Source organism: Brevundimonas sp. (assembly GCF_013823285.1).
Classification (GTDB): domain Bacteria; phylum Pseudomonadota; class Alphaproteobacteria; order Caulobacterales; family Caulobacteraceae; genus Brevundimonas.
In genome coordinates, this window is the sequence record NZ_PNLV01000005.1 from 39,218 (window position 1) to 52,871 (window position 13,654).

The 13,654-nt window shown below is 68.2% G+C and carries 10 protein-coding genes; 5 read left to right on the forward strand and 5 right to left on the reverse strand.

Features of this window, described 5'->3' with window-relative positions; translation table 11 throughout:
* Entirely contained in the window at positions 1 to 1,149 is a 1,149-nt protein-coding gene (locus C0461_RS01815) for a DUF3089 domain-containing protein (RefSeq protein ID WP_292103417.1), read from the forward strand.
* Here the strand turns inward: C0461_RS01815 and recG are convergent.
* Positions 1,095 to 3,158: an ATP-dependent DNA helicase RecG gene (gene recG / locus C0461_RS01820; protein ID WP_292103418.1), complete on the reverse strand. Its 2,064-nt coding sequence runs from the start codon at positions 3,156 to 3,158 to the stop codon at positions 1,095 to 1,097. The two genes, C0461_RS01815 and recG, sit on opposite strands and share 55 nt — an antisense overlap.
* An 81-nt stretch (positions 3,159 to 3,239) precedes the next feature.
* Here recG and C0461_RS01825 point away from each other — a divergent pair, with 81 nt between their 5' ends.
* Positions 3,240 to 3,551, forward strand: a complete 312-nt coding sequence (locus C0461_RS01825; RefSeq protein WP_292103419.1) for a succinate dehydrogenase assembly factor 2 — start codon at positions 3,240 to 3,242, stop codon at positions 3,549 to 3,551.
* Positions 3,551 to 6,997, forward strand: coding sequence for a transcription-repair coupling factor (gene mfd, locus C0461_RS01830; protein WP_292103421.1), 3,447 nt, complete (start codon positions 3,551 to 3,553; stop codon positions 6,995 to 6,997). Before C0461_RS01825 ends, mfd begins: the two co-directional genes overlap by 1 nt.
* Here the strand turns inward: mfd and C0461_RS01835 are convergent.
* The 3 genes from C0461_RS01835 to C0461_RS01845 are packed head-to-tail and all read right to left on the reverse strand — an operon-like array spanning position 6,994 to position 10,292.
* Positions 6,994 to 8,424: an alkaline phosphatase PhoX gene (locus tag C0461_RS01835; RefSeq protein WP_292103423.1), complete on the reverse strand. Its 1,431-nt coding sequence runs from the start codon at positions 8,422 to 8,424 to the stop codon at positions 6,994 to 6,996. The two genes, mfd and C0461_RS01835, sit on opposite strands and share 4 nt — an antisense overlap.
* A 36-nt stretch (positions 8,425 to 8,460) precedes the next feature.
* The gene (locus C0461_RS01840; RefSeq protein ID WP_292103424.1) at positions 8,461 to 9,066 is read right to left on the reverse strand and encodes a DUF998 domain-containing protein; all 606 of its coding nucleotides are present in this window, start codon (positions 9,064 to 9,066) and stop codon (positions 8,461 to 8,463) included.
* A complete protein-coding gene (locus C0461_RS01845; RefSeq protein ID WP_292103425.1) occupies positions 9,063 to 10,292 on the reverse strand; it encodes an acyltransferase family protein in 1,230 nt (409 codons plus the stop codon). The genes C0461_RS01840 and C0461_RS01845 overlap by 4 nt, the downstream gene beginning before the upstream one ends.
* 112 nt (positions 10,293 to 10,404) lie before the next feature.
* Here C0461_RS01845 and C0461_RS01850 point away from each other — a divergent pair, with 112 nt between their 5' ends.
* Together C0461_RS01850 and fabD are read left to right on the forward strand one after the other, a co-directional pair.
* Positions 10,405 to 11,211 (forward strand): LytTR family DNA-binding domain-containing protein, encoded by an 807-nt coding sequence (locus tag C0461_RS01850; protein ID WP_292103426.1) that lies wholly within the window; start codon positions 10,405 to 10,407, stop codon positions 11,209 to 11,211.
* 67 nt (positions 11,212 to 11,278) lie between these two features.
* Complete coding sequence (gene fabD, locus C0461_RS01855; RefSeq protein WP_292103427.1) at positions 11,279 to 12,235, forward strand: ACP S-malonyltransferase; 957 nt, start codon at positions 11,279 to 11,281, stop codon at positions 12,233 to 12,235.
* Between the two features lie 7 nt (positions 12,236 to 12,242).
* Here the strand turns inward: fabD and C0461_RS01860 are convergent.
* Positions 12,243 to 13,654 (reverse strand): BRCT domain-containing protein (locus C0461_RS01860; RefSeq protein ID WP_363377353.1); only part of this gene is annotated, 1,412 nt, incomplete at its 5' end.

Genomic DNA, 13,654 nt, shown 5'->3' on the forward strand with positions numbered 1-13,654 from the left:
TTGGGCCAGCGCGCGTCCGGATTGCTGATCCGCCGCATCATCGGCGGCGTGCTGATCGGGCTGGTGGCCCTGATCGTGGTCGCCATTCTGGTCTGGCGCGGCGACATCCTGCGGTCCGGCCTGGACCCGGAGGTGCCGTTCCAGACCTATGAACCGCCGCCAGCGCCTGACTATGCCGCGCGTTCGGCCTGGGCGCTGCTTGAGGAGCCCGCGACGGGCGAGGCCGCTGTCTTCTTCGTGCATTCCACCACCTATGACGGCGGTGATCACTGGAACGCGCCCATCGACGAGCCCGTAGCAGAGGCCTGGCTGCGGCGGTCGGTTCTGCCCAATCACGCCGCGCTGTTCGCCCGATCTGGGGCCGTCAGCGTTCCGCGTTATCGCCAGGCCAGTCTCTATACCCGCCTGACCATCCGCGAGGATGCCCGGGAGGCCCGGGCCTTCGCCTACCAGGACATTCTCGCGGCGTTCGAGGTCTGGCTGACCCGCAATCCTGACGGCCCCATCATCATCGCCGGTGTCGAGCAGGGCGGTGAACTGGCCGCGCGGCTGCTGCGTGAGCGGGTGGGTTCCGATGCAGCCCTGCGCGCACGTCTGGTGGCGGCCTATCTGATGGACGCGGTGGTTCCCGCTGATGAGTACGGACCGGACGCGGCCCTGCCCGCCTGCCGCGACCGGGCGGAGACAGGCTGCGTCATCGCCTGGGTGCAGGTGCGTGAAATGGATGAGGAGGCCCTGCGGCGGCTGCATCGGCGCGCGATGGGCTGGACCGGGCAGGGAACGCTGGAGCTGCTGCAAGCCCGCCCTTACCTGTGCGTCAATCCGGTGCTCGGGGCGCCGACGGATCGCCACGCCGAACAGCGCGAGCATCTGGGCGGCGCCAACGCCACCGATCTGGAGTGGGGGGCTCGTCCCGCCTTCCTGAACCGACAGGTGTCGGCCCAGTGTCAGGGCGGGGTGCTGCGATATTCCCGTCCGGACTCGGACGCGTTCCGTCAGACGGGCTCATGGGCTGATCGAAGAAAAGCAGCATCCTACAATCTGTTCTACGCCGATCTTGAAGCAGATGTGGAACGTCGTCTGCGCGCCTGGGATCAGTCCGCCGCCGGTCGGTCGGCCCGCCAGTCGAACAACGCCTCCAGCACCTGAACCGCTCGCCCGCGTTCGCCGGTCAGCTCCGGGTCGCGGTTCAGGATCAGACGGGCGTCGTCGGACGCGGCGAGAATCAGCTCGCGGTGCCGCATGGGATCGGCGAAGCGGTAGGCGGGAAAGCCGCTCTGTTTCAGGCCCAGCGGATCGCCGCCGCCGCGCAGGCGGAAATCTTCCTCGGCGATCTCGAAGCCGTCCTCGGAGCGGCGCAGCACGTCCAGCCGTTCGCGCGCCACATCGCCCAGATCGCCGTACAGCAGGATGCAGGCGCTCTGTTTCGAGCCGCGCCCCACGCGTCCGCGAAGCTGGTGAAGCTGGGCCAGACCGAAGCGGTCGGCGTGTTCGATGACCATGATGGTGGCGTTGGGCACGTCGACGCCCACCTCCACCACCGTGGTGGCCACCAGCACCGGCACATGGCCCTCGGAGAAGGCGGTCATGACGCTTTCGCGGTCGGCGCCGTTCATCTGGCCGTGGGCGAGGCCCACGTTCAGGCCCAGATGGGCCCGCAACTCCACGGCCCGCGCCTCGGCCGCCGCCAGGTCCATGGCCTCGGACTCGGCCACCAGCGGACAGATCCAGTACGCTTGCGCGCCCTCGGCCACAGCCGCCTTGAGCCGGTTCGCCACCTCGTCGATGCGCGCCAGCGGCAGGACCGCTGTGGTGACCGGCGTGCGGCCGGGCGGCTTCTCCCTCAGGCGCGACACGTCCAGATCGCCGTACTGGGTCAGCTCCAGCGTGCGGGGGATGGGGGTGGCGGACATGGTCAACAGGTGAACGCCGGCCTTGCCCTTGGCCTGCAGCCGCTGGCGTTCGTTGACCCCGAAGCGGTGCTGTTCGTCGATGACGGCAAGGGCCAGGTCGTGGAACGCCACCGCGTCCTGGAACAGGGCGTGGGTGCCGATGGCGACCTGGGCATCGCCCGAGGCCAGGGCCGCCAGCTTGGGCCGCCGCTCCGCCGCCGTGTCGCGCCCGGTCAGAAGGACGGCGCGCACTCCGGCGCTCTCCAGCATGGGAGCCAGCCGCTGGTGGTGCTGGCGAGCGAGGATTTCGGTGGGCGCCATAAGGGCCGACTGACGCCCGCTGGCGGCTGCGTCGGCCATGGCGATGGCGGCCACCGCCGTCTTGCCAGAACCCACGTCGCCCTGCAGCAGCCGCCCCATCTGTTCGCCCGAGGCCAGGTCGGCGCGGATCTCCACCACCGCCTGCTTCTGGGCTCGGGTCAGTTCGAAGGGCAGGGCGGCCAGCACCTGTTCGGACGCCGGACCGGGCGTTATGACCGGCGCACCCACCGTCTGGCGCGACTGGCGCCGCCGGGCCAGGGCCAACTGGTGCGCCAGCAGTTCGTCATAGGCCAGACGAAGGCGCGGCGGGGCGTCCGGCGACAGGTCGGCCTCGGTCTGGGGGTTGTGCAGGGTCTCCAGCGCGGCGCGCCACCCGGGCCAGCGCTTGCGCTCGATCCAGGCGGGATCCTGCCACTCGGGCAGATCCGGCGCGGTCTTCAGCGCCTCCAGAGCCAGACGGCGCACGATGCGGCGCGCCAGCCCCTCGGTGGAGGGATAGATCGTTTCGGCGAGGGGGATGGCGCCTGCGGCCTCGGCCTTCACAACATCCGGGTGGAGAATCTGGATCTCGTTGTTGAAGATCTCCACCTTGCCGCTGACGACGCGCCGCTCGCCGGAGGGGACAAGCCGTTCCAGATGCGGTCCGCCCCGGAACCAGATCAGGTGCACGAAGCCGGTCGGGTCCGAGGCCCGCACCTTCCACGGGGCGCCGATCTTGTGCGGGCGGATATGGCGGTCGATGACCACGTCGAGAATGGCCACCTCGCCCTCCATGGCCTGATCCGCCGTGGTGGCGCGACGATGCACGAGGCCTGTGGGGGCCAGGAACAGCAGGTCCCGGACCAGCGGGCCGGCCACCTTGCCGATCTGGGGCGCGACCTTGGCGCCCACGCCCTTCAGGGTCGTGACCTCGGCGAAAAGGGGAAAGAGAATCTGGGGCCGCATTTCTGCAGCATAGCCGGTGGCGTCGGGCCGTGTGGAACGCTATGTGAACTTCCCGATTAATTTGACGGAACGGAATTTGCCGTGGCCGAGGAATCCGCACGTCCGCAAGCGCGTGAAGAGCGCCTGAAACGCCTGAGCTTTCGCGCCTGGCGGCGGGGTTTCCGTGAGGCGGACATGGTGCTGGGCCCCTTCGTGGATCGGATCGCCGTCGACTATTCTGATGCGCAGCTGGATGTTCTGGAGGCCTTGATGGCCAATGAGGATCAGCCGCTCTACGGCTGGATCATCGGGCGTGAACCAGTCCCGGCCGAGTTCGACACGCCGATCCTGACGGACATTCGCGCCTTCATGGCCGAGCATGTGGCCGTGGCGGTCCAGAAGGGCATCGGGTGATGGACGGTTCGATCATCGCCATCGACGACCGCGAGCTGTCGGGCACGCCCGAAGGTCTGGACGCGCGCCTGCTGGCCGAGCATCTGGCCGGGACCGGCGGCACGGCCCTGTTCGTGGCGCGGGATTATGCGCGGGCGGGCACCTTTGTGCAGGCGTTCCGGTTCTTCGCCCACGACGTTGAAATTCTGGAATATCCGGCGTGGGACTGTCTGCCCTATGACCGCATGAGCCCGACGCCTGCGGTCTCGGCGCAGCGGATGGCGGCCCTGACCCGGCTGGCCCGGCGGCCCCCTGAAGACAGAACGCCGCTGCTGATCGTCGCCACGGTCGGCGCCGTGACCCAGCGCACCCCGCCCCGCGAGGCGACCACGGCCGCCGCTTTCGAGACCCGGGTGGGCCGGGAGCTGGATACGGCGGCGCTGGAATCCTATTTCGCCATCAACGGCTATGTGCGCGCATCGACGGTGTCCGAGCGCGGCGAGTACGCCATTCGGGGCGGCGTCATCGATGTGTTTCCGCCGGGCTTCGACGAGCCCGTGCGCCTGGATATGTTCGGGCAGGAGCTGGAGTCCATCCGCTCGTTCGATCCGGGGACCCAGCGCTCGACGCAGCAACTGAAGGCGGTCGAGTTGTCGCCGGTGTCCGAGGTGCTCATGGATGCCGAAGCCGTGTCGCGGTTCCGCCAGGGCTATCTGAACCTGTTCGGCGCGGCGGGGGACGATCCGCTGTACGCCGCCGTCAGCGCGGGCGCGCGGCGTCAGGGGGCCGAGCATTTCCTACCGCTGTTCTATGAGCGGATGGAGACCTTTTTCGATTATCTGCCCGAAGGTTCGACCGTCTTCCTCGATCACCATGCGGAGGATGCGCGGGGCGAGCGTCTGACGCTTGCGCGCGACGCCTATGAATCGCGGCGCGAGGCGTCGCAAGGGCGGGGCGGCTCTGCCTATCGCGCCCTGCCACTGGACAGGTTGTATCTGGATGACGAGGACTGGCGGGCCGTTCTGGCGCCCCGTCCGGTGCGCCGCTTCAGTCCGTTCCAGAGAGACGGCCAGGATGCCGGCGGCCGTCTGGGCCGCAACTTCGCCGCTGAGCGAGCGCAGGACAGCGTCAATCTGTTCGCTGCCGTGGCCGACCACGCCAAGCGCCTGAAAGGGCAGGGCCAGCGCGTTCTGTTCGCCTCGTGGACGGAAGGGTCGTCCGACCGTCTGTCCGCCATGCTGACCGATCACGGGCTGGATCACATCGTCGCCGTGCGCGACTGGCGCGATGTGAAGGCGGCGCCCGAAGGGCTGTATCTGCGTGCGGTGCTGCCGGTGGACACCGGGTTCATCACCGACGATCTGGCGGTGATTTCCGAGACCGACATTCTGGGCGACCGTCTGGCGCGGCCGCGCCGCAAGCGCCGGGCGTCCAACTTCCTGGCCGAGGCCTCGGCCCTGACCACCGGCGATCTGGTGGTGCACCTGGATCACGGCATCGGCCGCTATGAGGGCCTGAAGACCCTCGAAATTCAGGACGCCCCGCACGACTGTCTGGAGCTGCTCTATGCGGGCGAATCCAAACTGTATCTGCCGGTCGAGAACATCGACCTGCTGACCCGCTACGGCACCGATTCCGACGGGGTTCAGCTGGACCGACTGGGCGGCGCCGGATGGCAGGGGCGCAAGGCCAAGGCCAAGGAACGCCTGCGCGAAATGGCCGAGGGGCTGATCGCCCTGGCCGCCAAGCGCGCCCTGCGCACCACCGATGCCGTGACCCCGCCGCAGGGTCTGTTCGACGAGTTCTGCGCCCGCTTCCCCTATGAGGAGACGGACGACCAGCTGAACGCCATCGGCGACGTGCTTGAGGATCTGGGCAAGGGCCAGCCGATGGACCGGCTGATCTGCGGCGACGTGGGCTTCGGCAAGACCGAGGTCGCCCTGCGGGCCGCCTTCGTGGCGGCCATGAGCGGCATGCAGGTGGCCGTGGTGTGTCCCACCACCCTGCTGTCGCGCCAGCACTACAAGACCTTCACCGACCGCTTCGCCGGCTGGCCGGTCACCGTGCGGCAGCTGTCGCGCATGGTGCCGGGCAAGGAGGCCAACGAGACCCGCGCGGGGCTGAAGGACGGCTCGGTCGAGATCATCGTGGGCACCCATGCGGTGCTGTCCGAACAGGTCGGGTTCAAGAACCTGGGCCTGGTGATCGTGGACGAGGAGCAGCACTTCGGCGTCAAGCACAAGGAGAAGCTGAAGAACCTGCGGGCGGACGTGCACCTGCTGACCCTGACCGCGACGCCCATTCCGCGCACCCTGCAGATGGCCCTGACCGGCATCCGCGAGATGTCGATCATCGCCACCCCGCCGGTCGACCGTCTGGCCGTGCGCACCTATGTGGCGCCGTGGGATCCGGTGATGGTGCGCGAGGCCCTGCTGCGCGAGAAGTATCGTGGCGGTCAGGCCTATTACGTGGCGCCGCGCCTGTCGGATCTCCCGGACATCGAGAAATTCCTGCGCGAACAGGTCCCCGAGGTGAAGTTCGTGGTGGGCCACGGCCAGCTGGCGCCGACCCAGCTGGAGGAGGTCATGGGTGCCTTCTACGAGGGGGCCTATGACGTGCTGGTGTCCACCACCATCGTGGAATCGGGCCTCGATATCCCCACGGCCAACACACTGATCGTGCACCGGGCGGACATGTTCGGTCTGGCCCAGCTGTATCAGATCCGGGGCCGGGTGGGCCGTTCCAAGGCGCGGGCCTTCGCCTATCTGACCACCGATCCGAAGAAGCCCATGACCCTGTCCGCCGAGCGGCGCCTTCAGGTGCTGCAGTCGCTGGACAATCTGGGGGCCGGCTTCCAGCTGGCCAGCCACGATCTGGACCAGCGCGGCGGCGGCAATCTACTGGGCGACGAACAGTCGGGTCACATCCGCGAGGTGGGCGTCGAGCTGTACCAGCAGATGCTGGAGGACGCGGTCGCCGAGCTGCGTGAAAAGGGCGAACAGGCCCCCGACCGTGGCTGGTCGCCCCAGATCAATGTGGGCGCGGCCGTCCTGATTCCAGAGAGTTATGTGCCGGACCTGAATGTCCGTCTCAGCCTGTATCGCCGCCTGTCGGACGCCGAACAGTCCACCGACCGCGAGGCCCTGGCCGCCGAACTGATCGATCGTTTCGGGCCGCTGCCGGACGAGGCGGCGCAACTGCTGCGCATCGTGGAGATCAAGGCCAACTGCCGCACGGCCAACATCGCCAAGATCGACATGGGCCCAATGGGGGCGGTGCTGACCCTGAGGAACGACACCTTCCCCAATCCCATGGGTCTGGTGGGCGTCATCCAGAGGAACCCGGCCGCGTGGAAGATCCGCCCCGACCAGAAGATTGTGGTCAAGGGCGACTGGCCCGCGGCGGAAGACCGGCTGAAGGCCGCCGAACGCATGACGGCGGCCCTGGCGAAGGTGGCGACGGCCTAGATTCTGAAGGCGTCCCAGGGGCCGGTGATGGCGAGGGTCGCGCCGGGGGAATACAGGTTCACGAACATCACCCGGCCGTCCGGCGACCAGCAGGCGCCGGCGAACTCGGTGTTCGATCCGCCCGGCTCCTCGATGTCCAGGGCGTTGCGCGCGATCGCATAGATGCGGCCGTCGGGCGTCACGCCCTTCACATGCTGGATGCCGCTCTGCTTGTCCTCGCAGCCGATGACGTGGCCGTTGGGGGCGACTGTGATGTTGTCCACGTAATCCAGCACCGCCCGGTCGCCGGATTCCACGAACAGGGTCAGATGGCCGGGCTCGTCCGCCTCGCCAGGCTGACCTTCGAAGCGGCTGGGGTCATAGCGCATGATCTGGCCGCACTCGGCGGGGCCGCCGGAGGTGCAAGTGAAATAGAGGTGATCCCCGGCCCAGTGCAGGCCCTCGCCGCGCGCGAACACGGCCGCGCCCGCCGCATGGCCGCGCAGGTGCAGATCGGCGTCGGGGCTCTCCACGTCGTCCATGTCGATCCAGCGCACGGCCTTGCGCTCCCCCTGGGCCCAGTAGTGGCCGTGCCAGTTTCGGGTGTCGCCGCGCTCCGCGTCGATCAGCACCAGGGCCTGCAGCCGCCCGCCCCGGTGCAGGTTGCGCCGGTCGTTGGGCAGGTAGCGGTAGAACAGGCTGTCACGCACGTCCTCGGTTAGATAGGCCACGCCGGTGCGCGGGTCGATGCACACAGCCTCGTGCCGGAACCGGCCCATGGCGCGGATCGGCAGGGGTTCGACGGCGGCGCGCTCGGTCGCCGGCACCTCGAACACCCAGCCGTGGTCCTGGGGCAGGCCATCGGCGACGCCGTCGGTGGTCTCCTCGCAGGACAGCCACGAGCCCCACGGCGTGATGCCGCCGGCGCAGTTGTTGTTGGTCCCCGCCAGGCTCAGATGCTGACGCTCGGTCTGGCCGGTGCGCAGGTTGTAGATGACGGTGGATGTGCCGCCCGCCACCGGGGCGCCGTCGGACTGGCGGCCGTAGATGCGGTCCCAGTTGAAATCGTCGTCCTGATCGGGCCGGGCGAAGGCGCCGAGAGGGGCTTCCTCGTGGTCCAATTCGTGATTGCGGACCAGGGCGACCCTATCGCTGTCCAGGGCGAAACAGCCCATGCCGTCAAACTTGTCCGGGGTCACCAGACCGTCGTCCATGCGCTGCCCCACGCGCGAGATCACGCGATAGGAGAAGCCCTCGGGCAGATCCAGCAGGCCCTCCGGGTCCGGGCGCATGGGGCCGTAACCGAACACCTCGTTGCGGGACGGGCCGTCAACGAATCCTCGAGCGGCGGGAACCTGTCCCTGGGCGACGGCCTGGGCGCGGACGGCGTAGGCGGACAGGGCGGCGGCGGTGGCGGAGGCCATGAAGGCGCGGCGGGACTGGATCATAGTCGCCTCCTAGCAACCCAGGGTCACGGTTTCATGTCAGCGGGCGGACGAACGCCACAATCGCATCGCCACAGCGATGATCACGACCATGAAGGCGGCCTCCAGCACACGCTGGGCCCCGCCATGCCACGGGAATTCGGGGGCGATCAGGGGAAGGCTCAGGGCGGCGACCCCGGCGCAGATCATGACCAGCGGGAACAGCCGCGACCAGCCGTCCAGACCGCGCAGGCCCAGCGCAAGCATGAACAGGCCCAACACGCCGCTCAGATAGCCGAGACCGCCAAACAGATCGTGCAGTTGCTGGGCCACGCTGGGGTCGTTGCGCGCACACTCGAAGTCACACGCATAGACGCCGGCTCCCAGAAGCCCGAGCCCATTGATGGCCAGCAGGATTACGCCTGCCGTGCGCATCGCCGAGAAGGGCAGGGCCATCAGAAACAGCAGCCAGAAAGCGATCAGCAGCACGCTGGTGGCGATGAACAGCGCACTGATCGTCGGCCCGTGAGGCGCGCCCGTCGCGCCCATCTCGCTGATGTGCTGGTGGAGGGAACTGTAGCCCGGGTAGCCGAGGGGGCCGATCAGGATGACGCCCGCCATCACCACCACATAGGCGATCCCCAACATTGCGGTCAGACGGTTCATCGCTCTGTCTCCGGCGCTCGTGCAGGCCGAATCCCTAGCACAAGGCCGAACCAGCCGATGCGTCGGGCGATCTCATAGGTGAGCCAGCAGCCCAGCACCGTGATCCCGATGATGAGGCCGGCCTCGGCGATCAAGGGCAGGCCCAGTTTGGCCAGATGATGCCCGGCCACGACGATGATCGTCTGGTGCGCGATGTAGAAGGGGAACACGCCGATGGTCAGATAGCGCAACAGAGGCCCGCCGCGCGTCAGGTATCGCGCGCCATAGCCAAGGATGGCGGCGATGAAGCTCCATTGCTGGATTGCATAGACCAGCCGCATGATGCGGCGCAGGGCGTCGGTGGGAACCGTCGCAGAGGCTTCGGGGAAGCTGAGCACATAGGCAGTCCACCCGATCCAGCCGATCAGGCCCAGGATCAAGGCCGGCAGACGAATGCGGATGAAGCCCTGCTTCAGTGTCTCGGATCGCGCGATCAGGAAGCCGAACAGGAAGGCCGAGAAGGACAGGGCGTGGTTGTACCAGTCGTCGGTCAGGGCGTGGGTGACCGGGAACATAGGCGCCAGCAGCCAGCGGATCGCCGCCAGAAACAGGATCGGCCAGATCAGCAGGCCCCAGCCGGACAGCGCCTTCTCAAGGATGCCGCCCAGCCGCTTGAGCGCGCCGCGCGTCGTGGCGAGCAGCCCGGCCAACAAGAGCGAATAGACCAGCAGGTAGGCCACGAACCACATGTGGTTCCAGGTGGGCGTGATCAGGCAGCCGTCGCCGTCGCACCAATTCCCGGAGGCGGTCGCATACCGGATCCAGAAATCAGCGGTATGGGCGTTGTGATAGGGATCGGCGCCGGGAAAGTAGCCGCGCAGGGCCTCGACGATCTCGTAATAGCTCTGGGGCGGCACGATCACGAACATGGCGAAGATCAGCGGCGGCAGCAGACGGAGCAGCCGCGATCCCGCCAGTCGTCCCGCGCCCGCGCCCTGGCGCTCCAGCCCATCGAACAGGAACCGCGTCGCCGCGCCGGACACCAGAAACAGCAGGGTCAGCCGCCAGGGATTGGTCAGCAACATGGCGGGGATCAGCCCGTCCACTTGGTGACTGCTCTTCACGTGCCAGCCCCAGGGCACGTAGAACATGCCGACGTGATACAGAATCAACAGCAGGAAGGCGCCGACCCGGACCCAGTCCAGGTCGTGCCGGCGAGAGGGTGTCGATGCGAGGTCGGCGGTCATGTTGAGGTCCGTTCGTGGTGATCGCGCCGCCGGTGTGGCGCGGGCCGGCGCGTCGCCTCAACCGGCCGGTGACGCGCGGCGGGATTGCGGGGACAAGCGGACGGATGCGGTGATGAACGGCGCTTCAGACGTGACGGACGGCGAGGCTCGGAAAGCTTTCTGGACCGGGGCGGCGGTCATCGTTCCGATCACTGCGGCCGTGGGCGTGGTGAACGCCCTGACAGTCATCTCCGACCGTCCGGATTTCGCGGTGTGGGAGCCATGGTCATGGGAGGCGACCAGCGCCCTGGTGATCCTGTCCCTGATCTGGATTCCATGGCTGGCGTTGATGCGTGCGCCGCCAGGGGCCTCTCCCTGGCCGCGCGTGGCCATCACCCACGCCGCCGCTCTGCTGGTTTTCTCCGCCCTGCACGTGGCCGGCTTCGTGCTGCTGCGCGAGGCGATCTATGCCTTGCAGGGCGCTGAGTACGACTTCGGAAACATCGCCGAGCGGTTTCCCTATGAGCTGCGTAAGGACGCCCTGAGTTATCTGGCGCTGACAGCCACCTTCTGGATCGCTCTCAGACTGCGCGAGCCGCCCCCTGCGCATCAGTCATCGCCCATGTTCGATATCCGCGACGGGGCCCGCATCATCCGCGTCAGGGGGGACGAGATTCTCGCCGTGACGGCGGCGGGGAACTACGTCGAATTCAACCTGAGCGACGGCCGTCTCCCGCTGATGCGGACGACCCTGGCCAAGCTGGAGGCCGACCTGGCGCCGCTTGGCCTGATCCGCACGCACCGCTCATGGCTGATCAATCCGGCGCACCTGACGGGACTGGAGCCGGACGGCTCCGGCGACTGGACGGTCGAGTTGGGGACGATCCGCGCGCCGCTGTCACGGCGCTATCCGGCGGCTCTGGAACGACTGAGGGGATAACCCCCGCGCTTGCCAGCATCCGACCCATGGCCTACCCCTCGCGCCCGGAATCACACGGAGACATGTCATGACCGCAGGACCCCTTCTGGCCCTTCTTTTCCCCGGTCAGGGCAGCCAGAGCGTGGGCATGGGCGCGCAATTGGCCGACGCCTTTCCCGCGGCCCGCGAGGTGTTCCAGGAAGTGGACGACGCCCTGGGCCAGAAGCTCAGCATGATCATGCGCGAAGGCCCCGAGGACCAGCTGACCCTGACCGAGAACGCACAGCCGGCCCTGATGGCCGTGTCGCTGGCGGTGATCCGGGCGCTGAAGGTGGAGTTCGGCGTGGACGTGTCGCAAGCCGCCTTCGTGGCCGGCCATTCGCTGGGCGAGTATTCGGCCCTGGCGGCGGCGGGCGCCCTGTCGGTGGCGGACACGGCGCGCCTGCTGAAGCTGCGCGGGCAGTCGATGCAGAAGGCCGTGCCGGTGGGCAAGGGGGCCATGGCCTCGCTGATCGGGCCGAAGTCCGATCTGGCCCTGGCGGAAGAGGCGGCGAAGGCCGGCTCGGCGCTGGGCGTGTGCGTCGTGGCCAACGACAACAACAACGGCAATGTGGTGATCTCGGGCGAGAAGGCCGCCGTGGACCGGGCCATCGAGAAGGCCAAGGAACTGGGGGCGCGCGCCATCCCGCTGAACGTCTCGGCGCCGTTCCATTGCCCCCTGATGCAGCCGGCCGCCGAGGCCATGGCCGACGCCCTGGCCGACGCCAGGATCGTGACGCCGGTGGTGCCCGTGGTCGCCAACGTCACCGCCAGTCCCGAATCCGACCCGGAGGTGATCCGCCGCCTTCTGGTGGAGCAGGTCACCGGCCGCGTGCGCTGGCGCGAATCCATGGAGTGGATGGCCGCCGAAGGCGGCGTGCTGCGGTTCGCGGAGGTGGGCTCGGGCAAGGTCCTGACCGGCATGGCCAAGCGCATCGCGCCCGACGCCGAGAGCGTCGCCCTGAACGGGCCGGAAGAGCTGGAAGCGTTCGCCCGGTCTCTGTGAAGGCGCCTCAACCGATCAGGGCCAGCCACGCGTCCTCGGTCAGAACCGTCACGCCGTGCTTTTCGGCGTCCTTGAGCTTTGAGCCCGCGCCGGGGCCGGCGACCACATAGTCGGTCTTCTTCGAGACGGAGCCGGAAACCTTTGCGCCGAGGCTTTCGGCCCGGGCCTTGGCCTCATCGCGGGTGAAGCGTTCCAGCGAACCGGTGAAGACGACGGTCCTGCCAGAGACCGGCGAGTCCTGAACCGGGCGCTCGACCGGCTCGATCTCGGTCAGTTCGGCCTCCAGAGCGGCGATCACGGCGAGGTTGTGCGGCTCGTGGAAGAAGCGGGCGAGTTCGCGCGCGGCGACAGGGCCGACGCCGGAGACGCCCGCGATCTGGTTGAGGATTTCGGAGGGACCTTGCTCGCGAGCGACGCGGGCCCATTCGACGACGGCGGGCCAGTCACTGGCCAGTTCGGCCAGGCCGCGGCGGGCGGGCGCCGCCATGCCGGGGAAGGCCAGCGCGATTTTCTGGTCCAGCGGCGCGTCCGGCCACGGATCGTCGGACGGGGGGCGTGCCTCCGCCATCAGCGCCAAGACCCGGGGCGATATGGCGTGGGTTTCGGACAGGCAGGTCCAGGCCTCGCTGGGAATGCCCCTCGCGGCCTGTAGACAGGCGGCCTTGAGCGCGGCCCAGGTCTCATAGGCGCGGGCCAGAACCAGCGAGGTCTGTTCGCCGATGTCGCGGATGCCCAGGCCGAACAGGAAGCGGTCAAGGGCGATGGTGCGGCGGGCGTCGATGCCGGAGACCAGATTGGCCACGCTGGTTTCGCCGTAGCCGTCTTCCTCGCGCAGGATGTCCAGCCTTTCGGTATCGCGGGCCAAGCGGAAAATGTCGGCGGGCTCCTTGATCCAGCCGCGGCCGTGGAAAGCGATTAGCTGTTTTTCACCAAGACCTTCAATGTCGAAGGCGCGACGGCTGACAAAATGCTTGAGGCGTTCGATGATCTGCGCCTCGCACACCAGCCCGCCGGTGCAGCGCCGCTTGACCTCGTCGCCCTCGCGCACGGCTTCGGAACCGCAGACCGGGCAGTGGTCGGGAAAATCGAAAGGTTTCGCGCCCTTGGGTCGCTTCTCTGAGACGACGCCGAGGATCTGCGGGATCACGTCGCCGGCTCGCTGGAGCATCACTGTGTCGCCGATGCGCACGTCGAGGCGGGCGATCTCGTCCTCGTTATGCAGGGTGGCGTTGCGGACCACCACGCCGCCGACGGTGACGGGGTGAAGGCGGGCGACAGGGGTCAGCGAGCCGGTGCGGCCCACCTGGATGTCGATGGCTTCCAGCACCGTGGTGGCCTGCTGGGCGGGGAATTTGTGGGCGACGGCCCAGCGGGGGCTGCGGGCCACGAAGCCGAGGCGCTTCTGCCAGTCCAGCCGGT

What these genes read in the sequence shown, in the direction of transcription:
- recG (WP_292103418.1), bottom strand. Translation starts at nt 3,158, where the DNA reads ATGCGGCCCCAGATTCTCTTTCCCCTTTTCGCCGAGGTCACGACCCTG.
- mfd (WP_292103421.1), top strand. Translation starts at nt 3,551, where the DNA reads ATGGACGGTTCGATCATCGCCATCGACGACCGCGAGCTGTCGGGCACG.
- C0461_RS01835 (WP_292103423.1), bottom strand. Translation starts at nt 8,424, where the DNA reads ATGATCCAGTCCCGCCGCGCCTTCATGGCCTCCGCCACCGCCGCCGCC.
- C0461_RS01840 (WP_292103424.1), bottom strand. Translation starts at nt 9,066, where the DNA reads ATGAACCGTCTGACCGCAATGTTGGGGATCGCCTATGTGGTGGTGATG.
- C0461_RS01845 (WP_292103425.1), bottom strand. Translation starts at nt 10,292, where the DNA reads ATGACCGCCGACCTCGCATCGACACCCTCTCGCCGGCACGACCTGGAC.
- C0461_RS01850 (WP_292103426.1), top strand. Translation starts at nt 10,405, where the DNA reads ATGAACGGCGCTTCAGACGTGACGGACGGCGAGGCTCGGAAAGCTTTC.
- fabD (WP_292103427.1), top strand. Translation starts at nt 11,279, where the DNA reads ATGACCGCAGGACCCCTTCTGGCCCTTCTTTTCCCCGGTCAGGGCAGC.